Origin of the sequence: Modestobacter sp. VKM Ac-2985, assembly GCF_026967925.1 — a bacterium.
Classification (GTDB): Bacteria; Actinomycetota; Actinomycetes; order Mycobacteriales; family Geodermatophilaceae; genus Modestobacter.
In genome coordinates this window covers 1,004,765-1,028,189 of record NZ_JAPVBI010000003.1, presented here as the reverse complement: position 1 = coordinate 1,028,189, position 23,425 = coordinate 1,004,765, and the positions used below count along the sequence as shown (strand labels likewise).

19 protein-coding genes and 1 riboswitch are annotated in these 23,425 nt (G+C 74.4%); of the genes, 6 read left to right on the top strand and 13 right to left on the bottom strand.

The features are described 5' to 3' along the window. Position 1: 1 nt before the first annotated feature. From O2V61_RS20835 to O2V61_RS20805, 7 genes are all read right to left on the bottom strand, one after another. Positions 2-964 carry an ROK family protein gene (locus O2V61_RS20835; protein ID WP_269185179.1) on the bottom strand — a complete coding sequence of 321 codons (963 nt, stop codon included), beginning with the start codon at positions 962-964 and terminating at the stop codon, positions 2-4. Further along, positions 961-1,692: a copper homeostasis protein CutC gene (locus tag O2V61_RS20830; RefSeq protein WP_269185178.1), complete on the bottom strand. Its 732-nt coding sequence runs from the start codon at positions 1,690-1,692 to the stop codon at positions 961-963. The genes O2V61_RS20835 and O2V61_RS20830 overlap by 4 nt, the downstream gene beginning before the upstream one ends. Continuing rightward, positions 1,689-2,651: an asparaginase gene (locus tag O2V61_RS20825; RefSeq protein ID WP_269185177.1), complete on the bottom strand. Its 963-nt coding sequence runs from the start codon at positions 2,649-2,651 to the stop codon at positions 1,689-1,691. The genes O2V61_RS20830 and O2V61_RS20825 overlap by 4 nt, the downstream gene beginning before the upstream one ends. Further along, positions 2,641-3,510: an amino acid ABC transporter permease gene (locus O2V61_RS20820; RefSeq protein WP_269185176.1), complete on the bottom strand. Its 870-nt coding sequence runs from the start codon at positions 3,508-3,510 to the stop codon at positions 2,641-2,643. Before O2V61_RS20820 ends, O2V61_RS20825 begins: the two co-directional genes overlap by 11 nt. After that, positions 3,507-4,151, bottom strand: a complete 645-nt coding sequence (locus O2V61_RS20815) for an amino acid ABC transporter permease (protein ID WP_269185175.1) — start codon at positions 4,149-4,151, stop codon at positions 3,507-3,509. Before O2V61_RS20815 ends, O2V61_RS20820 begins: the two co-directional genes overlap by 4 nt. Positions 4,152-4,210: 59 nt before the next feature. Beyond that, positions 4,211-5,170 (bottom strand): glutamate ABC transporter substrate-binding protein, encoded by a 960-nt coding sequence (locus O2V61_RS20810; protein ID WP_269185174.1) that lies wholly within the window; start codon positions 5,168-5,170, stop codon positions 4,211-4,213. 83 nt (positions 5,171-5,253) lie between these two features. Beyond that, complete coding sequence (locus O2V61_RS20805) at positions 5,254-5,994, bottom strand: amino acid ABC transporter ATP-binding protein (protein ID WP_269185173.1); 741 nt, start codon at positions 5,992-5,994, stop codon at positions 5,254-5,256. 139 nt (positions 5,995-6,133) lie between these two features. Here O2V61_RS20805 and O2V61_RS20800 point away from each other — a divergent pair, with 139 nt between their 5' ends. Continuing rightward, positions 6,134-7,312: an ROK family transcriptional regulator gene (locus O2V61_RS20800; protein ID WP_269185172.1), complete on the top strand. Its 1,179-nt coding sequence runs from the start codon at positions 6,134-6,136 to the stop codon at positions 7,310-7,312. A 21-nt stretch (positions 7,313-7,333) separates the two neighbouring features. Here O2V61_RS20800 and O2V61_RS20795 read toward each other — a convergent pair whose 3' ends face one another. Together O2V61_RS20795 and O2V61_RS20790 are read right to left on the bottom strand one after the other, a co-directional pair. Beyond that, positions 7,334-8,167: an alpha/beta fold hydrolase gene (locus O2V61_RS20795; protein WP_269185171.1), complete on the bottom strand. Its 834-nt coding sequence runs from the start codon at positions 8,165-8,167 to the stop codon at positions 7,334-7,336. Between the two features lie 95 nt (positions 8,168-8,262). After that, positions 8,263-8,844, bottom strand: a complete 582-nt coding sequence (locus O2V61_RS20790) for a dienelactone hydrolase family protein (RefSeq protein ID WP_269185170.1) — start codon at positions 8,842-8,844, stop codon at positions 8,263-8,265. 62 nt (positions 8,845-8,906) lie between these two features. On the opposite strand from O2V61_RS20790, the gene O2V61_RS20785 reads away from it, so the two are divergent. Beyond that, complete coding sequence (locus O2V61_RS20785; protein WP_269185169.1) at positions 8,907-9,608, top strand: helix-turn-helix transcriptional regulator; 702 nt, start codon at positions 8,907-8,909, stop codon at positions 9,606-9,608. A gap of 260 nt (positions 9,609-9,868) precedes the next feature. On the opposite strand, the gene O2V61_RS20780 is transcribed toward O2V61_RS20785, so the two are convergent. Together O2V61_RS20780 and O2V61_RS20775 are read right to left on the bottom strand one after the other, a co-directional pair. Continuing rightward, on the bottom strand, positions 9,869-10,153 hold the full coding sequence (locus O2V61_RS20780; RefSeq protein ID WP_269185168.1) for a HesB/IscA family protein: 285 nt from the start codon (positions 10,151-10,153) through the stop codon (positions 9,869-9,871). 220 nt (positions 10,154-10,373) lie between these two features. Then, on the bottom strand, positions 10,374-10,910 hold the full coding sequence (locus tag O2V61_RS20775) for a C40 family peptidase (protein WP_331254239.1): 537 nt from the start codon (positions 10,908-10,910) through the stop codon (positions 10,374-10,376). Between the two features lie 16 nt (positions 10,911-10,926). Continuing rightward, positions 10,927-11,059, bottom strand: a riboswitch (cyclic di-AMP (ydaO/yuaA leader). A gap of 541 nt (positions 11,060-11,600) precedes the next feature. Between O2V61_RS20775 and O2V61_RS20770 the strand changes: the two genes are divergently transcribed. Further along, on the top strand, positions 11,601-12,803 hold the full coding sequence (locus tag O2V61_RS20770; RefSeq protein WP_269185167.1) for an HNH endonuclease signature motif containing protein: 1,203 nt from the start codon (positions 11,601-11,603) through the stop codon (positions 12,801-12,803). Positions 12,804-12,924: 121 nt separating this feature from the next. On the opposite strand, the gene O2V61_RS20765 is transcribed toward O2V61_RS20770, so the two are convergent. Further along, entirely contained in the window at positions 12,925-18,660 is a 5,736-nt protein-coding gene (locus O2V61_RS20765) for a DUF4011 domain-containing protein (protein WP_269185166.1), read from the bottom strand. Between the two features lie 90 nt (positions 18,661-18,750). Then, the gene (locus O2V61_RS20760; protein WP_269185165.1) at positions 18,751-19,962 is read right to left on the bottom strand and encodes a M20 metallopeptidase family protein; all 1,212 of its coding nucleotides are present in this window, start codon (positions 19,960-19,962) and stop codon (positions 18,751-18,753) included. Between the two features lie 92 nt (positions 19,963-20,054). Between O2V61_RS20760 and O2V61_RS20755 the strand changes: the two genes are divergently transcribed. From O2V61_RS20755 to O2V61_RS20745, 3 genes are all read left to right on the top strand, one after another. Beyond that, positions 20,055-21,077, top strand: a complete 1,023-nt coding sequence (locus O2V61_RS20755; protein WP_269185164.1) for an Lrp/AsnC family transcriptional regulator — start codon at positions 20,055-20,057, stop codon at positions 21,075-21,077. 135 nt (positions 21,078-21,212) lie between these two features. Further along, positions 21,213-22,256, top strand: a complete 1,044-nt coding sequence (locus O2V61_RS20750) for an ABC transporter ATP-binding protein (RefSeq protein WP_269185163.1) — start codon at positions 21,213-21,215, stop codon at positions 22,254-22,256. Further along, positions 22,253-23,305 carry an ABC transporter ATP-binding protein gene (locus O2V61_RS20745; protein ID WP_269185162.1) on the top strand — a complete coding sequence of 351 codons (1,053 nt, stop codon included), beginning with the start codon at positions 22,253-22,255 and terminating at the stop codon, positions 23,303-23,305. The genes O2V61_RS20750 and O2V61_RS20745 overlap by 4 nt, the downstream gene beginning before the upstream one ends. The last annotated feature ends 120 nt before the right edge of the window (positions 23,306-23,425 follow it).

The window sequence follows — 23,425 nt, the reverse complement described above, 5'->3', positions numbered from 1 at the left end:
CTCAGGGGATGGGGGCTCCGAGAAGGGCGCGGGGGGTCCAGGTCTCGAGGGCGTCGGCGTGGCCGGCGTGGCGGAAAGCCAGGGCTGCGGCGCCGATCCAGCCGGCTTCGCTGCCGAGTTCGGCCAGCTTCACCGGTGGGGCCGATCGCCAGGCGAGTCCGTCAGCCAGGCCGGCGCGGAGCGGTTCCAGCAGGGCGTCGCCGGCGGCGGTGAAGCCGCCGCCGAGCACGATCGTGGTCGGGTCCAGCAGCAGCGTCGCCGTCACCAGCCCCTGCGCCAGCACCGCCATCGCCTCGGCCCACACCTGGTCCGCGTCGGCGTCGTGCCCCAGTCGGGCGACGACGTCCTCCGCCGGCAAGGGGACACCGGAGAGAGCTGCATACCGGCGAGACAGCCCGGCCCCGGACGCGTACACCTCCAGGCAGCCGCGCTGGCCGCAGGTGCACGGTTCTCCGCCCGGGACGAGAGGGATGTGGCCGAGTTCGCCGGCCGCGCCGCCGTCACCGGTGACCGACCTCCCGCCTGTCACCAGCGCCGCGGCCACGCCGGTGCCGATGGTCACCAGCACGAAGTCCTCGACCCCGCGCGCCGCCCCGAGCAGCTGCTCGGCCAGCCCCGCCGTCCGCACGTCGTGGCCGGTCACCACCGGCAGCCCGGTCGCCCCGGCCAGCAGTGCCCGCAGCGGCACGTCCCGCCAGTCCAGGTTCGACGCGTAGACGACCGTCCCGGCCGCCTCGTCGAGCATCCCGGGGGTCACCACGCCGGCGCCGACCACGTCCAGACCGTGGTCACGCGCGAGGGCAGCCAGCGAGCGGAGGTGGCCGGCGATGGCGCCGACGGTGTCCGTCGCCGGGTCGGTGGGCCAGCGCTCGACCACGACCGGCCGCCCGTCGCGCGTCACGACCGCGCCCTTCATCGAGGTGCCGCCGACGTCGATCGCCAGCACCGCGGGGGTGGCCGTCACGAGGCGAGCGCCTCGACGACAGCCCGGATCGGGCCGGCAGAGGTCACCAGCCGGGGGACGGCGTCGTAGCTGACCGCGGTGGCCGACCGGGACGACGACGTGACCGGCGAGGCCGCCCGCAGGTGCACCTCCGGCACGCCGGTCTCCGCGACGAGTGACGCCACGTTCGACCCACGCACCGACCCGCCGGCGAGCACGGTGATCCGGTCGCCCGCCAGCTCGACCAGCGAGCGGAGCACCTCAGCCCCTGCCGCGGCCGTCGGTGCACCACCCGAGGTCAGCACCCGGGCGACCCCGGCGGAGACCAGCACCGGCAGCGCGGCGGGGAGGTCGGGGAGGGTGTCGAACGCCCGGTGGAACGTCACCGGGCTCGGCCCGGCGGCCGCCACCAGCCGGGACAGCACGGCGGTGTCGATCGAGCCCTCGGCGGTGAGCGCGCCGACCACGAACCCGACCGGCGCCGACGCGGGCAGCGCTCGGACGGCGGCGATGTCGGCGAGCATCACGTCGACCTCGGCGGGGGAGTACACGAAGTCCCCGGCGCGCGGCCGGATCAGCACTTGCACGCCGATCCGCGACGCCTCGGCGAGGACCGTGGACACCAGCCCGATGGACGGCGTCGTCCCACCCTCCGACAGCGCCGCACAGACCTCGACCCGGTCGGCGCCGCACGATTGAGCGATCGTCGCGCCGGCGACGTCGTCGATGCAGATCTCGACCGCGGTCACCGGCCCGCCAACCAGGCCAGGACGTCGGCACCCGGCTCGATCGCACCGACCGGCACCCCACCGCCGAGCACCGGAAGCGTGGTCAGCGAGGCCGCGGCGGAGACGTCCACGCCCAGCCCACCCAGCACGGTCAGCGCCAGCAGCGTCGTCGCCCGCGGGTTGCCGTCCACGATCTTCATCGCCACCGCCTGGCCGTCCGGCCCGGCGACACCGATGACGCCCTCCGCGCCGCCCTTGGCCACCGCACCCGGCACGAGCTCCATCACCGCGGAGTTCTGGTGCCCGGTGCCGCCGACGAAGAAGGAGTGCGTCCGCATCGCCGTGGCCACCTCGGCGGCCGGCCCGTCGACAGCCAGCGACAGCGACCGGAAGGCGGTCGCCAGGCCGCGAACGGTGGTGCCGAACAGCGGGGCGCCGCAGCCGTCGATCGCGTCGTGCCGCACCGGAGCGCCGGTCCACTCCGCCGTCACCGCGCGCACGTGCTGCTGCAGCGGGTGCGCCGGGTCGAGATAGGTGTCGGTCGGCCAGCCGTTGACGGCGCAGGCCAGCAGCATCGCGGCGTGCTTGCCCGAGCAGTTCATCCGCACGGTGCTCCGCTCGGCGCCGGCCCGGATCAGCGCGACGCGGGTCGCCTCGTCCTCGGGCCAGTCGACCGGGCACTGCAGCGCCGACCCGTCCAGCCCGGCCCGGTCCAGCAGCCGGTGGACGACATCGACGTGCGCATCCTCGCCGGTGTGGCTGCCGGCGGCGATCGCCAGCTCCGGACCGGTCAGCGGCGCGCCGGCGGTCAGGCAGGCCAGCGCCTGCAGCGGCTTGGTGGTGGAGCGCGGCAGGATCGTGGCGTCGGGGTCGCCCAGCGACAGCGCGACGGAACCGTCGGCGTCCAGGGCGAGCAGTGAGCCGAGGTGTCGGCTCTCCACCAGTCCCGAGCGGCGGACCACGGCCAGTTCAGCGGACAACGGGGGTCTCCAGTTCACGGTCGGCGGCTTCTTCGGCGGGCCCGGACGGTGGCGCCACCTGGCGGCGGACCCGGGTGCGCAGCCGTGCGGCCAGATAGGACAGGGCGCCGTTGAACACCAGGTAGACCAGCGCCACCACGAGGAAGGTCTGGATGAGCAGCCGGTTGTAGGCGCTGAGCACCTGGGCCCGGTAGAGCAGCTCGGTGAAGGCGACGACGTAGCCCAGCGAGGTGTCCTTGATCAGGCTCACCAGCTGGGTGACCAGCGACGGCGTCACGTGGCGCAGTGCCTGGGGCAGGACGACGAAGCGCATCGCCTGGCCGCGTCGGATGCCCAGGCTCAGCGCCGCCTCGGTCTGCCCACGCGGCAGGGCGAGCACCCCGGCCCGGACGATCTCGGCGACCACCGCGGCGTTGGCGATGGTCAGCGGCACGACGAGCTTCCAGAGCACCGGCAGGTTGATCCCGTAGGCCGGCAGCCCGAACAGCATCAGGTAGATCAGCAGCAGTACCGGCAGCGTGCGGGCCACCTCGATGTAGCCGGTCGACAGCCAGCGCAGCGGTCGGTTCTGCGACAGCCGGCCGATCGCCAGCAGCACGCCGAACGCCCCGGCCAGGACGGCGACCAGCGCGGCCGCCAGCGCGGTGCCGCGCAGCCCGACCAGCAGGTAGGACCAGATCGGCCAGTCGAGGAACGGCGTCCACCGGTCGGCGTCCAGCTGCCCGGTCCGGCCGAACTGCACCAGCGCCAGGGTCAGCAGGCCGCCCAGCACCAGGGCGCTGACCACCGAGCCGAGCATGATCCGCCGCCGGGCGCGGGGCCCGGGGGCGTCGTAGAGGAACGCACCGGTGTGGCTCATCGGTGGATCGCCACCTTCTTCTCGATCCGCCCGGCGGCCAGTCCGATGGCCAGCGCGAGCGCCATGTAGGTGAGGCCGGCGGCGGTGAAGATCGGGATCGGCTGGGCCGCGACCAGGTTCACCTTGTTCACCGCCGAGGTCAGCTCGACCACGCCGACGGTCGCAGCCAGGGCGGTGTTCATCAGCAGCGCGATCATCACGTTGCCCAGTGGCTGGACGACGGCGCGCACCGCCTGCGGGACGACGACGTGCCGCAGCGTCTGCGACAGCCGCAGCCCCATCGCCCGGGCCGCCTCGACCTGGCCGGCGGCGACGGTGTTGATGCCGCTGCGCACCGCCTCCGCGACGTAGGCCGCCTCGTAGACGGTGAGCACCACGATCACCGTGGTGGTCAGCGGCATCAGCAGCCCGGCGTCGGGCAGTGCGAAGACGGCCAGCAGCAGCAGCGCCAGCAGGGGGATGTTGACGAAGACCTGCACGTAGGCGAACGCGGCCCCGCGCAGCACCGGGATGGGGCTCACCCGGGCCACGGTGATCAGCACCCCGAGCACGAGGGAGCCGATCGCGGAGACCACCAGGATCAGCACGGTGGTCCCCAGCGCCCTCAGCAAGGGGTCCAGGTTCTCGATCACTGCAGTCACGTCGTCGTCCTCTGCTGGCGCTGCTGCTGCCTCACGGCTGCCGCCTCAGGGGTGCCGGGTCAGGAGCCCGGCACCGAGCCGATCTCCGGCGGCGTCGGGGCGTCGCCCTCGACGACCGTGCCGAGGGTGGCCTCCCAGATCTCGGCCCACGAGCCGTCGTCCTGGATCTGCTCCAGCCAGTCGTTGACGAAGTCCTTGTACTCCGCGTCCTCCGGGGGGAGGCCGATGCCGTAGGGCTCCTCGGTGAACGGCTGGACGGCGATCTTGATGTCGTCGTTGGCGGCCGCCGCGGCCAGCAGCAGGGTGTAGTCCTGCACGTAGGCGTCACCGCGGCCCTGCACCAGCGCCTGCACCGCCTGCGGGTCGGTGGCGAAGCTGGTCACCTCGGCGCCGGGGGCGACCTCGGGCACCGCGGTGACCGCGGGGGTGTTCGCGCCGACGATGACGTTCGTGCCGTCGAGGTCCTCGATGCTGGAGATGTCCTCGTTGTCGGCGGCGACCGCCACCGCGAGACCCGAGGTGAAGTACGGGCCGGCGAAGCTGATCTGCTCGGCCCGCTCCTCGGTGATCGTGTAGGTGTTGAAGACGACGTCGACGGTGCCGTTCTGCAGCAGCGCCTCCCGGGTCTCCGACGCCGGCGGCACGATCTCGATGTTCGGCTCGCCCAGGATGTAGATGGCCAGCATCTTCGCCAGGTCGATGTCGAAGCCCTCGACGTCGTCGGGGTTGCTCGGGTCCTGCTGGGAGAGCAGCGGCGCGTCCAGGGCGGCGGCGACGCGCAGCACGCCCCGCTCCTTGATCTCGGCCATCGTCGACTCCGGGAGGATCAGCTCGTCGTCGGCGACCGGCGCGTCCTCGTAGACGGCGTCCAGGCCGGCGGCGTCGGCGCTGCCGCCGCCACCGGGGACGGCGTCGGACGAGGAGTCGGACGACCCGCACCCGGCGACCGCCACCGAGGCGGTGGCCAGCACGGCGGTGATCAACGGGAAGCGACGCCTGGGAAGGCGGATGTCACTCATGCCTTGCCTTTCTGATCAGCCCTGCCGGGGGAGCGGCGCCGGGCGTGGGGTTGGGCGGGTCCGCCCGGGGTGGCGCTCGGCCGTCAGTGGGCCAGCACGTTGGAGAGGAACGAGCGCGCGCGCTCGCTCCGGGTGGCGTCGAAGAACTCCGCCGGTGGGGCCTCTTCGACGATCTGACCGTCGTCCATGAAGACGACGCGGTCGGCGGCGCGGCGGGCGAAGCCCATCTCGTGGGTCACCACGACCATCGTCATGCCGTCCCGGGCCAGGCCCACCATCACCTCGAGGACCTCGCTGACCATCTCCGGGTCCAGCGCCGAGGTCGGCTCGTCGAAGAGCATCAGCTTCGGGTGCATCGCCAGCGACCGGGCGATCGCGGCGCGCTGCTGCTGACCGCCGGAGAGCTGGGCGGGGAAGCGGTCGGCCTTGTCGGCGATGCCCACCCGTTCCAGCAGCGCCATCGCCTCGGTGCGGGCGGTCGCCTTCGCCACCCTGCGGACCTTCAGCGGCGCCAGCATCACGTTGTCCAGCACGCTCAGGTGGCCGAACAGGTTGAAGGACTGGAAGACCATCCCGACGTCGGCGCGCAGCTGGGCGAGCTCGGCGCCCTCCTCGGGCAGCGGCCGGCCGTCGACCCGGATCTCGCCGGCGTCGATCGGCTCGAGCCGGTTGATCGTGCGGCACAGCGTGGACTTGCCCGACCCGGACGGCCCGATGACCACGACGACCTCCTGCGGGGCCACGTCCAGGTCGATCGAGCGGAGCACGTGGAGGTCGCCGAAGCGCTTGTCGACGCCGCGCATGCTCACCATCGGCGTGCTCATCGTCGTGCTCCTCGCGGTCGGCGTTGAACGTTGGACGAAGGCTAAGTGGCGATCGTTACAGCGAGAAGTCCATGAAGTATTTCCACTTTCGGAGTAAGTGGCCGTTGCTTCCCGCGGTGGCCGTTGCTTCACTGACGGCATGCCCACCCCTGCCGGTGACCGGTCGGCCACCTCCCCGAGCGAGGTACTCGCCCTGGTCCGGCTCGGCCGCGCGACCTCCCGGGCTGACGTCGCCCGCGAGACGGGGCTCTCGGCGACCACCGCCGCTGCCCGGGTGGAGATGCTCATCCGCCGCGGCTGGCTGGTGGAGACCGGCACCGGGCCCTCGGCCGGCGGGCGGCCGCCGCGCCGGCTGGAGATGCGTGGCGCGGCCGGCCTGGTGGTCGCCGTCAGCCTGGGGGAGCGGCACGCGGCGATCGCCGTCCTGGACGCCGCCGGCCGTCAGGTCGCCGAGCGGCACCTGCCCATCGCCGTCTCCGACGGACCCGAGGCCGTGTTGCGCACCGTGGTCACCGCGGTGGAGGAGGCGGTCGCCGGACTGGACGACGCCCCGCCGCTGCTGGCCATGTGCGTCGGCGTGCCCGGGCCGGTCAGCGCGAGCACCGGCCTGGTGGTCTCCCCGGCCCGGATGCCCGGCTGGAACGGTGCCGACGTCGCCGCGATCGTGCGGCAGTGGCTGCCCGTGCCGGTGATCGTGCAGAACGACGCGAACCTGATGGCGCTGGGCGAGCACGCCGCCGGCGGGTCCCCGGCCGAGCAGATGGTGTTCGTGAAGGTCGGCTCGGGCATCGGCTGCGGCGTCGTCGCCGGCGGGGTGCTGCACCGGGGCAGCGGCGGGTTCGCCGGGGACATCAGCCACACCACCGTGCCCGGTGCCCCGCCGGTGCCCTGCTCGTGCGGGCGGGTCGGCTGCCTGGACGCGGTGGCCAGCGGCGCCGCACTGGTCGAGCAGCTCGCGGAGCGCGGCGTCCCTGCCCCCGACACCGAGGGGATGCTCGACCTGGCGAGGGACGCGCACCCGCTGACCACCCAGCTGCTGCGCGAGGCCGGGGGGAGCACCGGCACCGTGCTGTCGACCATCCTGAACTTCTTCAACCCCGAGCGGCTGGTGATCGGCGGGCACCTGAGCAGCGCCGAGGCCTTCGTCGCCGGGGTGCGCTCGGCGATCTACGCGCAGTGCCCGCCGATGATCACCGACGGCCTGGAGATCGCGGTGAGCCGGGTCGGCCAGCAGGCGGCCGTGCTCGGCGCCGCGCGGGAAGCGCTGGACCTGGCCTTCTCCCCGGAGCAGCTGGCCGTCCGCGCCGCCGCCCGCTGAGCCGGGAGGCGGCGACCCAGCTCAGGGCGTCCGGTGCGCGGCGAGGAACCCGGCGACCAGCGGCACGAACTCCTCGGCCCGCTCCACGCCGAGAGCGTGGCTGGACCCCGGGCCGGTGAACATCTCCAGCCGCGCCCCCGGGATGGCCCCGGCCACCTGCCGTCCGTGCCACGGTGGCGTCAGCAGGTCCTGCTCACCGGCGATCACCAGCGTCGGCGCGGTGATCTGGCCGAGCCGGTCGAGGGTGTCGTGGCCCAGGTCGGCGTCCCACTGCTCGGCGGTGGTCCTGATCTGCTCCGGCGTCGACGGGAACAGCGGCAGCAGCTCCTCGATCAGCGCGCCGAACTCGGGGCTGTCCAGCAGCTGCGGGGAGAACGCGACGCCGAGCGCGCCGAGCGCCGCCGCCAGGTCACCGGTCCGCCACGGGTGCGCCAGGCCGGTCATCAGCGCCCGCTGGAAGCCGTCCGACCGGGCCCACGTGCAGTACAGGACGAGCGAGCTGACCCGCTCCGGAGCGGCCAGTGCGAGCTCCTGCGCGATCGCGCTGCCGAGTGAGTAGCCGAGCACGTGGGTGCGCTCGATCGCCAGGGCGTCGAGCAGCCCGAGCGCGTCGGTGGCCAGTGAGGCGACGCTGAACGGGCCGGATCCGCGCTGTGTGCCGCCCATCCCGCGCAGGTCGTAGGTGATCACCCGGTGGTCGCCCGCCCAGGCCTGCGCCAGGTCACCCCAGAAGCCGAGGGACTGGCTCGTGCCGTTGACGATCAGCAGCGGCTCACCCTCGCCGTGCTCCTGGACGGCGACGGCGATGTCGCCGACCTGGACGGTGCGCGGCGGGTGGGTCGTCGGTGTGCTCAACGGGGCTCCCGTGCTCGGTCGGAGTGTGGCCCGGAGCACACCACACGCCGACGACGGCTGGAAGGCCCCGAGCAAGCCCGGATGCCCTGGCGCGGTCAGTCGGTGAGGTCGTGGAGGAAGGCCAGGGCCCGCTGCCAGAGCAGTTCGGTGGCCGCTGGGTCGTACTCGGTGGGCAGGCTCGGGTCGGTGAAGAGGTGGCCGGTTCCCGGATAGTCGAACGTCTCGACCCGACCGCCGCCGCGGGTGGCGTCCGACGCCACGGCGTCGATCCACTCCTGACGACGGAAGGGGTCGTCCAGGCTGTAGTGGATCTGCACGGGGAGGCCCGTCGGCCAGGCCGCGCCCAGCACGTCCAGCGGCAGCGCGCCGGAGAACAGCAGCAGCCCGGCACAGCGGCGACGAGTGGCGACGTACTCGGCCATGCCCGCGCCGTTGGAGAACCCGGCCGCGACGAACCCGTCGGGCAGCTCCGCGACGCCGTCCAGCGCGGCCTGCATGAGGGCCGGGAAGCCGATCTGATCCGTGTGGGCGCTGCCTGTCGCGTAGTCGTCGAAGACCAGCCCGTCGTACTGGTCGACCACCGAGACCTGGTGGCCGGCCGCTCGGAGGCGTTCTGCGGCATCACTGATCCCGGGGCGGACCCCGAGGGCTGAGTGGAACAGGGCGATCGATGTCATGAGCGAACTGTGCGACGCTCCCGGTGACACCGTGCTGTCACCGATCCTGCGACGATCTCCGGGTGAACCGCACCGACCGGCTGCACGCGCTCAGCGAGGAGCTGCGCCGGGTCGGGCCCCGCGGTCGGACGTCGGGGTGGCTCGCCCGCTGGCTGGAGGTGTCGGTCCGGACGGTCAAGCGCGACGTCTCCGCGCTGCAGCAGGCCGGTGTGCCGATCTGGGCCACGGCCGGTCCCGGTGGCGGGTACGCGCTGGACGCGGCGGCCACCCTGCCGCCGGTCAATCTCACTCCTGCCCAGGCGGTCGCGGTGGCGGTGGCGCTGGCCGAGGCGCCGGACGCGCCGTTCGCTGTCGACGGCCGCGCGGCGCTGCAGAAGGTGCTCGACGTGATGGGTCCGACGGCCCGCACCGAGGCCGAGCGGCTGGCCGGCCGGGTGTGGGTCCGCGGCTCGTCCACGACACGACCGAGCGCCTCAGCCGCCGTGGTCGAGGAGGCGCTGGCCCGGCGTCGGGTGGTGGCCCTGCGCTACCGGGACGGCCACGGCACGGTGACCCGCCGACGGGTCGAGCCGCACCTGTTCGCCCGCACCGGCGACCGCTGGTACCTCGTCGCCTGGTGCCGTGAGCGGGACGCGCCCCGCTGGTTCCGCTGGGACCGGATCGAGAGCGCTGCCCTCACGACCGAACCCGCCCCCCAGAGGGACCCGGCCCTCTACGGCCCCCCGCCCCCCGACGCCCACGCCGTCGGGCAGCACGCCCGGTGATCCACATCGGGCCCCCACCCACGGCGTCGGACGGTCCGGCCCGGAGTGCACCACTCGGGGCGCTTGCGGCCGGCTGACGGCCTGGGGGGAGCGCTGCTCCGTGGCGGGACAGGCCGCAGAGGAGTGGGCAGGGTCCATCACCCTGGTCAGCCGTGGCCGCCCCCGGGAGAGCGGGGCGTTCGCGTACGTCCGGGTCTCGGACGACGTCCGCCCCGCTCCGGCGGACCGGAACGGGGCGGACGTGGTCGTGCTGGGGGAGCTCAGGCGCCGGACTCGGCGATCCCGAACTGGACCTTGCCGGCCGGATCGGCCTGGGCGTCCAGGACCTTGTCGTCGAGGACCGTCGCGGCCTTCTCGTCCAGGAACACCCGGGCGCCGGACTCGTCCAGCACCTGGTCGTCCTCGGCCGGCACGGCGGCCAGGCTCAGCGCCAGCGACTGGCCGGTCGGGTCGTTGGCGATCCGCAGGCCGCCCTGCTCGGGCGTCTCGGTCTGGTCGAGGATCCCGCGGATCGCGGTTGCTGCCTGGGGGGTCAACGTCAGCATCGGTGAGGCTTCCTCTCGTGTCTGGTGCCCTGACCAGCTGCGGGCAGGTGCGGCGCGACACTGCGCCGCACCCGCCGGCAGTTCGTCGGCCGCCCCTGCGGGCGACCGGGCCGTACGGGGCCGGGACTCGCTACCTCGCACCTCCCAACCTCGCGGGCGGGGCGACACGGGGCAAGGGGCACCGCCGATCGTCACGGGGTCGCAACAACCCCGGGCGACCTCAGACCAGACGACGCGCGGAGTTGTAGCCCCACATGGTGTCGACGTTGATGGTGCGGACGACGTCCCCTGCGGTCGGCGCGTGCACCATCAGGCCGTTGCCGATGTAGATGCCGACGTGGCCCACCGGGTCGTAGAAGAAGACCAGGTCACCGGGCTGCAGGTCGGCGCGGGCGACGGGGACGCCCATCGTCGACTGCATGCGTGAGGAGTGCGGCAGCGTGATGCCGGCGGCCGCGTAGGAGTACTGGGTCAGCCCCGAGCAGTCGTAGACGTTCGGACCTGCGCCGGCCCAGACGTAGGGCTTGCCCTGCTGGGCGAGCGCCGTGTTCACGATGATCTGGGCAGCTGCGTTCGGCGCCGCGACCGGGGCGGCCGCCGCTGCGACGGGTGCTGCGACGGGCGCTCCACTGCCACCGACCGAGGCCTGGGCGGCCATCGGGGTGAGGGCGACGCCGGCGCTGGCGAACAGCGCGATCAGTGCCCGGCGACCGGAGCGAGAGGGACGACGGGCAGGGGACGTGCGAGTGGTCGTCATGGACGACGGGTTCTCCTTGTTCTCCTCGACCGCCTACCGAGTTAGCTGACGGGTTCGGGCGGGGAACTCGCCCGGCGCTGCGGCACTCGCGTGCCGTCGCGCTTCACCCCAGAACTGCGGTGGGTCCCCGGTCCGGGCGTTCGCTGCGACCTCGCAGCGGGTGCCCGGTTCGGCGGTGCTCGCCGGTGTCACCGTGCGTGGCGACTCAGGGGCCGGCGGGCGCGGATGACGGTAGGGGTGTCATGGATTCGTCACAAAGTGCTGCGCGTCGGGGTTCCGACACCCCGCAGGGCCGCAACACGCCCGGGCTGCTCGGGCGACTCGCCGACGTGACGTCGAGCAACGCCGGAGGGGGTTGGCTGCGACGGCGGCTCGGACCGGCTGTTCCCACCCGGAAACCGATTTCGGGCGGACCGGCGGGTGTGCACGTTGCGTGCTCGGCGCGTCACGGCCGGCGCCGGGTGTGGTCGCGACGCCGGGCACCGGCGTCCGGCCACGGTCGAGAGTTCGTCGGGTTGCCGATCTCGTTGACCGACGTCGGTCTCGAGCCGTCAGCTGGCGTGCCGAGCTGCCCCGTGTCAAGAGGTCGGGCGGATCTGTGGACAGGTCGTTGACCTGCGGATTCACGTTGTGCGGGTGTGCTCGCGGCGGTAATGCTCGTACATACGTTCGAACCGGTCGGGAGGTGTCGTGAGCGAGTTGCAGTCGGCTCTCGATGCCCTGGTGGCCGAGGACCTGCACGGGTTGACGGACGGCGCCGTGCTGGACCGGACGGCGTTGCTGGTGCAGGTGGTCAACCGTGCGTCTGCGGAGTTGACCCGGACTGTGCGGCACGCAGAGCTGACCCAGACGTGCGAGCACGACGGGTTGAAGTCGATGCGGTCGTGGTTGATCGGGCATGCGCGGTTGTCGCAGACGGAGGCGTCGCGGGTCGTGCGGTCAGGGCGGGTGCTGGAGCACTTCCCGGCGCTGGCGGCCGGGTTCGCGCAAGGTGAGATCACGGCGGCGCAGGTGAACGTGGTGGCGGAGAAGATCGGGGCCGGTGAGGTGGCCCGGGCCGAGGAGCAGGGCATCGACCTGACCGCCTTCGACCAGGTGTGGGCGCGGGTGGCCACGGAGTCCCCGCACGAGTCGCTGGCCGCCGCGGTGCAGGCCTTCGAGAACGCCCTCGATCCCGATGGACCGGAGCCGGATCCGACCGAGGGTCGGCGGTTGACGATCGTCAAGCACGCCGACGGGTCGATCAGCCTCCGGGCCGACCTCGATGTCGTGGGTGGGGAGAAGGTGCAGGCGGCGATCGAGTCGATCGTGCAGGCCGACCGCCCGAAGGGTGATGAGCGGACCCGCGCCCAGCAGAACGCCGATGGGTTGGTGCAGCTGTGTGAGAACCAGTTGGCGTCGGGGAACCTGCCGGTGCTGCGGACGGTGAAGCCGCACGTGGTGGTGGGCGTCGACCTGGAGGACCTGGTCGACCCGGCGACCGGTCCTGGTGCCGGGGAGATGGGGTTCGGGGCGACGATCTCCGCGGCGCGGGCCCGTTACCTGGCGTGTGACGGCAGCATCTCCCGGATCGTGATGGGCCCCGACGGCACTCCGCTGGACCTGGGCCGGGATCACCGGGTGGTCACCCCGGGGCTGCGCAAGGCAGTCGAGCGCCGCGACAAGTCGTGTGTGTTCGCCGGCTGCGGCGCCCCATCGTGGTGGTGCGACGTGCACCACCTGATCCACTGGCTGCACGGCGGCGAGACCTCACTGCAGAACTCCGCCCTGTTGTGCGAACGGCACCACACCAAGGTCCACCACGGGTTCCGGGTCGAAAGAGATCCCGGCGGGCGATGGCGCACCTACCGCCCCGACGACACCGAGATCCTCATCGGAGCACTGCCGCACTGATCGGCCCGATTCCGGTAGCCGGCCACGGGTCCACCGTGGCCGGCTTTCGGCGCGCGCGTGAGGCCGTCGCGTCGCCCGGCTACCGGAGTTGCCCGTCTACCGGAGTTGCCCGGCCGGCGGATCAGATCACGGCGACGGGCTGATCGAGCCCTTCCGACGCTGCGAGCCCTTCCGGCACCGCTCGTCCTTCCGGCGCGGGGCGTCCTTCCGGCGCTGGGCGTCCTTCCGGCGCTGCGCGCCCCGACGGCGTCGCGCGCCCTGACGGCGTCGCGGGGCTGTGCGGGACGGGTGGGGTGGTGACCGGCTGCAGGTCCGCATCGCCGTCGGCCACTGCGGTCAGCCACTGACCGGCGCCCTGCCGGGTGATCCGGCCGGCCCGCACCGCCTGCGCGAGCGCCGCCTCCAGCAGCGGCATCAGCACCGGGTGCCGGCGACGGTGCCCGAACACCGCCAGCGTCTGCTGGAACAGGTCGTCGCGGGTCATCCCGGCCACCGACCGGCACAGCGCCACCATGGCGTTGCCCATCTCCTCCGGGGGCACGTGCTCCAGTGCCCGGTCGGTGCCCGTCGCCTGCCGTCGGAACGTCGTCCACCCGGCCGGGTCCGGCGGCGTCCGGTCCGACGTCGCCGGCCACAGGAACTCCGCACCGGGGTCGGGCAGCAGCGCCAGGATCGACTCCATCCGGGCCGCGTTCACCCGCGGCACCCCGAACGCCGACGCCGTCAGCCGGGCCAGCCGTTCCCGGTGGACCGGTCCCTCCGCCCGGATCCCCGCCGCCAGCACCCGCCGCACCAGCCGGGCCGCCTCCGGGTTCTCCAGCTGCCGCAGCATCCGCGGCTCGCCCACCGGCTTCGGCGTCCACGCCCGGAACGGCACCTCACCCGCGAGCAGCGCCGGCGTCACCACCGGGTGCGCCGCGCAGCGGACCGGCTCCGCCGTCGACACCTCGTCCAGGTCCTCGGGGGCCTCCGGGTCGAACGGGTCGATCTCCTCCGCCGGCTCCTCGACCGCGGCGACCGGGGCCGGCAGCGGCGGGAGCAGCGGCTCCACCGGGACAGCCGACGCCACCGCTGCGACCAGCCGGTCGAGCACCGTCTCCCACTCGGCCAGCCATTCCGGCAGCCACACCCGCTCCACCGCCGGCCAGCCCCGCAGCTCCTGGTACGCCAGCTCGCGGTCCACCGTCGCCCGCTGCGCCCACGTCGGGCCGTCCAGCAGCACCGCCAGCACCGGTCGCTCCGGTGCCTCCGGCCGGGCCACGGTCAGGTCGACCCGGAACCGGGAGAGCCCCACGTCGGTGCGCACCACCAGCCCACGGCCCCGCAGCGCCGCCGCGACCTCCTCGCGGTGCGGGTCGTGCGTGGCCACAGCGCTCCGCGGGACCGCGTCCACGCCGTGCAGCGCCTGCTCCAGCCAGGCCCGCAGCCGGCGCACGCCCGGCTGGGTCGTCGTCGTGGGCCGCAGCAGCGACGGGGCGAACGACGCGAACACCACCACCTGCCGGCGCGCGCGGGTCACCGCCACGGTCAGCCGCCGCTCACCGCCGGCCCGGTTCAGCGGCCCGAGGTCCAACGGCAGGCAGCCGCGCTCGTCGGCCGCACACCCCAGCGACAACAGGACGACGTCGGCCTCCTCGCCCTGCGCCGCCTCCACCTCCCGGACCCGCAGTTCGCCGGCGTCCAGCGCCTCGGCCACCCGGTCCCGGCCCACCCGCAGCAGGCCCTCGATCAGCCGGCGCTGCGGCCCGTGCAGGGTCAGCACGGCGACCGACGGCACCGCCTCCGGTGACGCCGCGAACCGTTGCCGCAGCTCCGCGACCACCGCCTCCGCCTCGGCCGGGTTGGTCTCCCGCTGCTCGCCGGCACGCAGGAACACGCCGTCCACCCGCACCAGGGAGATCGCCGGCCCGGCCGGTGGGCCGGGCACCGTGGTCAGCCGGGAGCCATAGGCGACGGCGTTGGGGAAGGCGATCAGCGACTCGTCGGCGCTGCGGTGGTGCCAGGTCAGCTCCCGCCGGGGGACCCCGGCCCGCAGGCAGGCGGCCAGCAGCCCCTCGTCGGCGGGCTCGTCGACCGCGGCGCGCGGGGGCAGCTGCTCGCGGTCGCCGACCACGACCGCCGCGCTCGCCCGGCCCAGTGCGCCCAGGGCGTCGGCGACCCGCAGCGACGAGGCGTCCTCGATCACCACCAGGTCGAAGGAGCCGGCGGTGGCGGGGAGGAAGCGGGCCACGGCGTCCGGGGTGGCCAGCACGGCGGGGGTCCGGTCGCCGGCAGCCAGGGCCGCGGCCGCCTGGACCCGAGTCTCCGCCATGACCGTGAGCGCCCGTCGGACCGCCTGCTCCGCCGCCTGCGCGTCCGACGCACCGAGCCCACCGGCCGCCGACCGCTCGGCGAACGACGCCTCGGCCACCCCGCGGTCGAAGGCGGCGACGGCGCCGCCGGCCGGCACCGCCCCGGACAGCAGCGCGGCGCGCGCCTCGGCCAGCCCGGCGGCCTCCAGCAGGTGCAGGTGCCGCAGCAGGTCCAGCCAGTGCCCGAGCGAGGGGACGCCGAACTCCTCCACCGCCCGCTCGTCCTGCGTCGCCTCCCACAGCCGCACGATCCCGGTGTCCCCAGCCCAGGCGAGGAGCTGGTCCAGCGAGCTCAGGCAGGCCACGGGCAGTGCGGTCAGCGCTGCCCGCAGCTTCCGGACGGCCACCGCCCGGGTCGGGTCCGGCGCCGGCGCGGTGTCCAGGAACCGGCGCAGCGGGGGGGTGAAGGCCGGGTCGCCGTCCAGCGCGGAGCCGAGCCGGTTCAACGCGGCCACCTGCCGCTCGAGCAGCAGCGGGTCGGTCAGCGGGTTCCAGTTCCACGGCACCGCCAGTCCGGCGACGGATCCGCACCGCAGGGTCAGCTCGCGGGCCGCGCGCTGCACCTGGAGCAGCTCCGCGGTCAGCAGCGGGACGTCGGTCGGCTCGACGTGGGCATCCGGGCGCAGTGACGGAGCCAGCTCGGTGAGCACCGCGGCCAGCCGCTTGGCCCGGCCGAACCGCCCCGAGACGGCCGCCTGCTCGGCGTCCTCGGCGATCCCGGCAAGCGGCAGGTCCAGCGCCTCGGGCAGGGCGACGTCGAGCCCGGGGTGCTCCGCGGTGACGAAGGCGGCGACCTCGGCGAGCAGTGCGTCGACGTCCTGCGCCCACTGCTGGGTGCGGACGGCGTCGACCGCGGCGAGCGGCACGTCCGGGCCGGAGAGCACGGTGGCGACCGCGTCCAGGTCCTCCGGGGTCCGGGCCGCGGCGATCACCCGCGCCAGCGGCCCGGCGGGCGGCAGCGCGCGCAGCGCCGTGTCGACGGCGAGCACCGCCGCGTGCACGGCGACCGGGTCGGCGTCGGCCGAGTCGAGGAAGCCCCACGGGTGCCGCGGCCGCGGCCGGGTGCGGGCGGCGACCTCGGGCAGCGTCGTCAGCAGCTCGTGCACCTTCGCGGTGGTGCGGGCCGACGCGGTGGCGACGTACGTGGTCGCCAGCGGCAGCGCCGGGGTGCCGGGCACCGCGGAGAGCACCCCGACGCGCGCGGCGTACAGCGACAGCCCGGCGGAGTTGGGCGCGTGCAGCCGTTCGGCGTAGCCGGCCAGCTGGCGCCGCGCCGCCCGCAGCTCGTCGGGGAGGGCGGGGACGTCGGGCGCGCTCCCGGCCTCGGACGGGGCGTCGGCGGGACGGCGCAGGGTCGTGACCAGCCCGCCGAGCCCCACGCCCGCCAGCCGCCGGGACACCGCGTCCAGCGCGGACTGCTGCGCGGCGAGGACCAGCACCCGCTGACCACCGGCCGCCGCTGCGGCGACCAGGTTGGCGACGGTCTGCGACTTCCCGGTGCCCGGTGCGCCCTCGAGCACGAAGGTCCGCCCGGCGGTGGCGTCGGTGATCGCCCGCAGCTGGTCGGTGTCGGCGGGCAGCGGCAGGGTCGCGGCGAGCTCGGTGAGGTCGGTGGCCAGGGCGGTGCCGGGCGCCGGCGCGGGGTCGACGAACGGCTGGCCGGGGCGCAGCAGCACCGGCACCAGCGGGTTGCGCAGCGCCGCCGCGCCGAGGTGGTCGGCGTCCTGCCGGATCCGGGCGGCCGCCGCGGGCAGCAGGGCGAGGTCGGCGGTCGGCTCGACCCGGTGCGGCAGCCCGCGCTGGGCCAGCCCCTGCCGCAGCGCCGGGAGCGCGACGGTGAGGTCGAGGTCCCCGTCGGCCTCGAGCGCCGGCACGGTCACCCCGGTGCGGCGGCGCAGCTCGGCCAGCAGCTGCTCGTTCGGCCCGATCGCCCCGGCCGGGTCAGCGGTGAGCCGGTAGGCGCCGGTGCTCGCCACCCGGGTGAGGGCGACCGGGACCAGCGCCAGCGGCGAGCGCACCGACCGCCCGTCGAGCTCCCACGTCACCGAGCCCAGGGCCAGGTGCAGGTCCCCGGCGCCGGCCTCCTCGAGCAGCGCGGCCGCCTGGTCGGCGAGCGCCGCCAGCCGGTGGGCGTAGTCGGCCGAGCCGAGCCCGGTGTACAGCCCCCCGTGCTCGACCAGCAGCTCACCGAGCTGGTGCGGCGGCAGGTCCCGGGCCGAGCGGATGCCCCGGCGCCGTGCCGCGGCGCCCAGCTGGTCGGTGGGCACCAACGTCAGCGCGGCGTCGGCGGCGAGCCGCTCGGCGAGGACGGGGAGCCGGCCGGGGGGCACGGTGAGCGGCACGGTGCCGCCGTCGGCCCGGTCCAGGTCGAGCAGCGCGGCCGTCGGACCCGTCGGTCGCCCGCCCGGGCGCGGGGGGCTCGCGGCCGGGCGGCGTTCGGGCAGCTGGGGCAGCGGGAGCGGGGCGACGCCGTCCAGCCGGGCGCGGTGCACGTCGGTGACCCCGAGCACCCGGTGCAGGTCCCCGGCCAGCCAGGCGGCGGCCGCGGTGCGGTGCAGGTCGCCGAAGGTCGCCGGCTCCGCGGCGATCCCCAGCATCGTGGTCTCCACCAGTGCGATCTGGCCCAGCTCGACCAGCTCGGCGAGCCCGGAGACCTCGGTGGTGGCCGCGCTCTCGGCGCAGCGCTCGGTGCGCCAGTAGCCGAGGAAGGCGTGCCCGAGGCAGGTCGCGCCGTCGGCGGCGACCCACAGCAGCGGGCGGATCCCGGCGTGCTCCAGTGCGGCGGCCAGGGTCAGCACGGTGTCCAGGCTGGTGCCGGCCCGGTCGTCGAGCACCTGGTCGGGGGTGCGCACCCACTGCGGCACGTCGGCCCAGCCGGCGACCGGCGGGCGGGGGCGGATCGCCCGGCGGCGCATCGCCTCCACGATGGCCGCGGCGGTCTCGTCGATGCGGTCGGCGCCGGTGGGGTGCCCGCCGACGGTGGGGTCGCCGGTGCGCTGGCGCAGCAGGTCGGCGGCCGCGCCGACCAGGCCGGCGACCGCGGGGGAGCCCGGCTGCACGTGGGCGGCCAGCAGCTCCAGGGCCAGCGGCGTCGGCGCCGCCAGCCACTGGCCGGCGGCGAGCACCCGCACCGCGGTGCGGGTGCAGCCGAGCAGCCGGCCGTCCCGCTCGACGCGGGCCTCGACGGTCGCGGTGCCCGGCTCGGCGACGGCGGCGAGCACCGCCGGGTCCAGGCGCAGGTCGACGTCGGTGAGCACCGTGGTCCGGTCGGGCTCGACGTCGACGGTCAGCTCGGACGGGGCGCCCAGCGGGCCGGCGGCGGTGGAGATCGTGACGGTCACCCGCGCGCCGCGCACCGGCTCGGCGGCGCCGGTCAGGGTGAGGACGGCGACGACCGGCACGCCGGCGCGGGCGAGTGCCTCGCCGACCACGGGCACGCAGTCGAGCTCCACGGCCACCAGCGGTTCGGCTTCCGCGGTGTGCTGCGGGCACGGGGAGACGCCCATGGAGTCGTTCTACCTCCGCCGGGCCCCCGGATCGGGGAGCCTCGGCGGAGGTGTGACAACTGAGACGGAAGGGTCGCCCCCCTCCGCTGGTCAGGCGGCCGCGTCGCGCTCCAGCGCCCGCACGGCCAGCTCGGCGTGCAGCAGCGCGCCGTCGGCGAGCACCTCGTCGCTGAACTGTGCCCGCGGGCTGTGGTTGTTCGGGGCGGCGGCGTGGTCCTCGCCCACGGCCGCGCCGAGGAACAGGTAGCAGCCGGGCACCTCCGCCAGCACCCGGGAGAAGTCCTCGGACCCCGACTGCGGGAACACCTTCGGCGCGTACCGCTCGTCGCCGAACACCTCCTGGGCGACCCCGGCGGCGAACGCCGTGTGCGTCGGGTCGTTGACCGTCACCGGGTACTCCTCCAGGTACAGCGCCTCGGCCTCCAGGCCGTAGCCGGCCGCCACCGACTCGCACAGCCGCACCGAGGCCACCCGCATCCGCTCCCGGGCCTCGGCCGAGAAGGTCCGCACGGTGGCCTGGAAGGTCGCCTCGTCGGGGATGATGTTGCGCTTCGTGCCGCCGGCGAACAGGCCGACGGTGAGCACCACCGGGTCGAAGACGTCGAACTGCCGGGTGACCATCGTCTGCAGGTCGCCGATCAGCTGCGCAGCCACCGAGATCGGGTCGCGGGCCAGGTGCGGGGCCGAGCCGTGCCCGCCGCTCCCGCGCACGGTCACCCGCAGCTCGTCGCTGGCCGCCATCAGCGTCCCCGGGCGGGTGGTGAACTCCCCGCGGGGGCTCATCGCCGACATCACGTGCATCCCGTAGGCCGAGGTGACCCGCGACCCGGCGGCGTCCAGCACGCCCTCGCGCAGCATGTGGCCGGCGCCGTCCCAGCCCTCCTCGCCCGGCTGGAACATCAGGACGAAGTCCCCGGCCAGGGACTCCCGGTGCGCGCTCAGCAGCCGCGCGGCGCCGACCAGCATCGCGGTGTGCAGGTCGTGCCCGCAGGCGTGCATCGTGCCGTCGACCTCGCTGGTGAACTCCACCCCGGTCTGCTCCTGCACCGGGAGGGCGTCCATGTCACCGCGCAGCAGCACCGCGGGACCGGGCCGGCCACCGCGCAGCACCGCCGTCACCGACGTCAGGTCGGTGCCCGTGCTGACCTCGAGGCCCAGCCCGTCCAGGGCGGCGAGCACGGTCTCCTGAGTCCAGGGCAGCTGCAGCCCCACCTCGGGCCGCCGGTGCAGCGCGTGCCGCAGCTGCACCAGCTCGTCCTGCATCGCTCGGGCGTCCTCGCGCAGCGCGCCTGACCGGATCACGTGCCCTCCTGGGGATCGGGTGGGCGGGACGTTAGGAGTTCGGCACGTTCTCCGACAGGATTTGCAGTCATCCGTCACGAGAGGGGCCCGAAGTGACCCGATCGGTTGTGCTGGACGAGGACGACCTGGCTCTCGTCGAGGCGTTGCAGCGCGACCCGCGGGCCCCGTGGACCGAGGTCGCGGCGATGGTCGGCACCAACGCGGTCACCGCGTCCCGGCGGTGGGACCGGCTGCGCGCCACCGGCGCCGCCTGGGTCACCGGCACCCCCGGCCCGGGCTCGCACCACGCCCAGGTGCTCGCCTACGTCGACGTGACCTGTCTGCCGAGTGAGAAGACCCGGGTCGCCAACGAGCTCGCCGGCGACGCGCACGCCCTCTCGGTGGACATCACCGCCGGCGGCCGCGACCTCATGCTGACCGTGGCCGCCGTCGACCTGCCCACCCTCGGGCGCTACCTGCTGGAGCGGCTGGACCGGGTGCCCGGGGTCACCGGCACCCGGGCGCGGATCGCCACCCGGCTCTACGCCGAGGGCAGCACCTGGCGCCTCGGCGTGCTGCCCTCGAACGGCAGCAGCGGCGGGCCGCCGAACCTGGCCCGCCCGACCGTGCTGGACGACGTCGACCGGGAGCTGATGTCGGCGCTGGGGGAGGACGGCCGGGCGTCCTACGCCGCGCTCGCCGCGGCGACCGGGATCAGCCAGCCGACCGCGCGCCGCCGGGTCGACCGGCTGATCAGCTCCGGCGGGGTGCTGATGCGGACCGAGGTGGCCGCGCCGCTGGCCGGGCTGCCGGTGATGGTCGTGCTGTCGGCCGACGCCCCGGCCGGGCGGCTGGACGACGCCGCGGCCCGGTTGGGCCGGCTGCGCCAGGTGCGGCTGTCCACGACGCTCGCGGGCACGCCCAGCCTGCTGGTGGTCGCCTGGCTCGCCTCGCTGGAGGAGGTGCACCGCTTCGAGCAGGAGCTGGCGCACGTGGTGCCCGACGTCGTCGTGGTCGACCGGCTGGTGGTGCTGCGCGCGGTGAAGCGGATGGGCCACCTGCTCGACGCCCAGGGCTGCGCGACCGGGACGGTGCGGATGGACGTCTGGTCCGATCCGGTGCCCGGCGAGCAGTAGTCTCCCCTTCGACCACACCGAGTGTGAGGGTCGTCACACGGAGCGCATGGACTCACCGTCGTGACACGACCGTCACCCAAACCGCGTCGGAGTGACCTAACTTTCACCCACTGATCGGTCGAGGAGGCGCTGTTTGTGAGCAGTCCTGTTCTCTCCATCCGGGGCCTGACGACGGAATTCGTCACCCCCGCCGGCGTCGTGCGAGCCGTCAACGACGTCAGCTGGGACCTGTTCCCCGGCGAGACCCTCGGCGTGGTCGGGGAGTCCGGCTCCGGCAAGAGCGTCACCGCGATGTCGATCCTCGGCCTGATCCAGAGCCCCCCGGGGCGGATCACCGCGGGCGAGATCCTCTTCGAGGGCCGCGACCTGCTGACCATGCCGGACAAGGAACTGCGCCGGCTGCGCGGCAGCGAGATCGGGATGATCTTCCAGGACCCGATGACCAGCCTGAACCCGGTGCTGACCGTCGGTGCCCAGATCTCCGAGGCGCTCCGGCTGCACGACAAGAAGATGAGCAAGTCCGCCGCCCGCACCCGGGCGGTCGAGCTGCTGACGATGGTCGGCGTGCCCAACCCCGAGGGCCGCGTCGACCAGTACCCGCACGAGCACTCCGGCGGCATGCGCCAGCGGGCGATGATCGCCATGGCGATCGCCAACGACCCGAAGGTGCTCATCGCCGACGAGCCCACCACCGCCCTGGACGTCACGATCCAGGCCCAGGTGCTCGACGTGCTGAAGACGGCGAAGGAGCGCACCAACGCCGCCACCATCCTCATCACCCACGACCTGGGCCTGATCGCCGAGCACGCCGACCGGGTCGTGGTCATGTACGGCGGCAAGGTGGTCGAGGTCGCCGACGTCTTCTCGATCTTCGCCGCACCTCGGCACCCGTACACGCTGGGCCTGATGAGCAGCCTGCCCCGGCTGGACGTCGACCTCGCCCGGCTGGACCCGATCCCTGGTGCCCCGCCGAACCTCATGGACCTGCCGCCCGGGTGCTCCTTCCACCCGCGCTGCCGCGTCTCCAAGGGCCGCGAGCGCTGCCGCACCGAGGTGCCGCCGCTCTACGACACCGGCGACGGCGCACGTGCCGCCTGCCACTTCACCGAGGAGGTCCCCGCCGAGATGGCCGTCGTGTACCGCGAGATGGGCGCCCGGCTGGGGAGCGGCGGCGCATGAGCTCCGTCGCCACACCGACCGGCGAGCGTGCGGACCTGCACACCCGCGCCGCGCACGGCACCGAGATCCTCCGGGTCACCGACCTGAAGACCCACTTCCCGATCCGCGGCGGGGTCACCCGGCGACAGGTCGGCACGGTCTACGCGGTTGACGGCGTGAGCTTCACGCTGACCGCAGGGGAGACCCTCGGCCTGGTCGGGGAGTCCGGCTGCGGGAAGACCACCACCGGCCGCACCCTGGTCAAGCTGCTGGAGCCGACGTCGGGCTCGGTGCACTTCAAGGGCGTGGACATCACCGGCTTCGGCCGGGCGCAGATGAAGGCGGTCCGCCGGGAGATGCAGTTCGTCTTCCAGGACCCCTACACCTCGCTGAACCCGCGGATGACGGTGCGCGGCATCGTCGCCGAGCCGCTGCAGATCCACGGCATCGCCTCCGGCAGCGAGCTGCGCGCCAAGGTCGACGACCTGCTGGAGTCCGTGGGGCTCAGCGCCGAGCAGGCCAGCCGCTACCCGCACGAGTTCTCCGGTGGGCAGCGGCAGCGGATCGGCATCGCCCGGGCGCTGGCGCTGGACCCGCAGGTGCTGGTGCTCGACGAGCCGGTCTCGGCCCTGGACGTCTCCATCCAGGCCCAGGTGGTCAACCTGCTCCAGGAGCTGCAGGACCGGCTCGGCCTGGCCTACGTCTTCATCGCCCACGACCTGTCGGTGGTGCGGCACATCTCCACCCGGGTCGCGGTGATGTACCTGGGCAAGGTCGTGGAGATCGGTGACCGGGCCGACATCTACGCCCGCCCCACGCACCCCTACACCCAGGCACTGCTGTCGGCGGTGCCGATCCCGGACCCGACCAAGCGCGGCAGCCGGGAACGGATGATCCTCACCGGCGACGTGCCCAGCCCGGCGAACCCGCCGTCGGGCTGCAACTTCCGGACCCGGTGCCCCAAGGCCCAGCAGATCTGCGCCGAGGAGGAGCCGGCGCTGATCGACCGCGCCGGCTCCGGTCACCCCAGCGCCTGCCACTTCGCCGAGGTCAAGCCGGTGATCGCATGACCGGATCCGCCTCCCCGCCAGCCCCGTCGTCGCCGACGACACCGTCCCGCCGTCCGTCCCGTTGTGTGCCACCTCGTCAGAGCGGAAGCCGATGAACACGACCCGAGCACGACGCAGCCC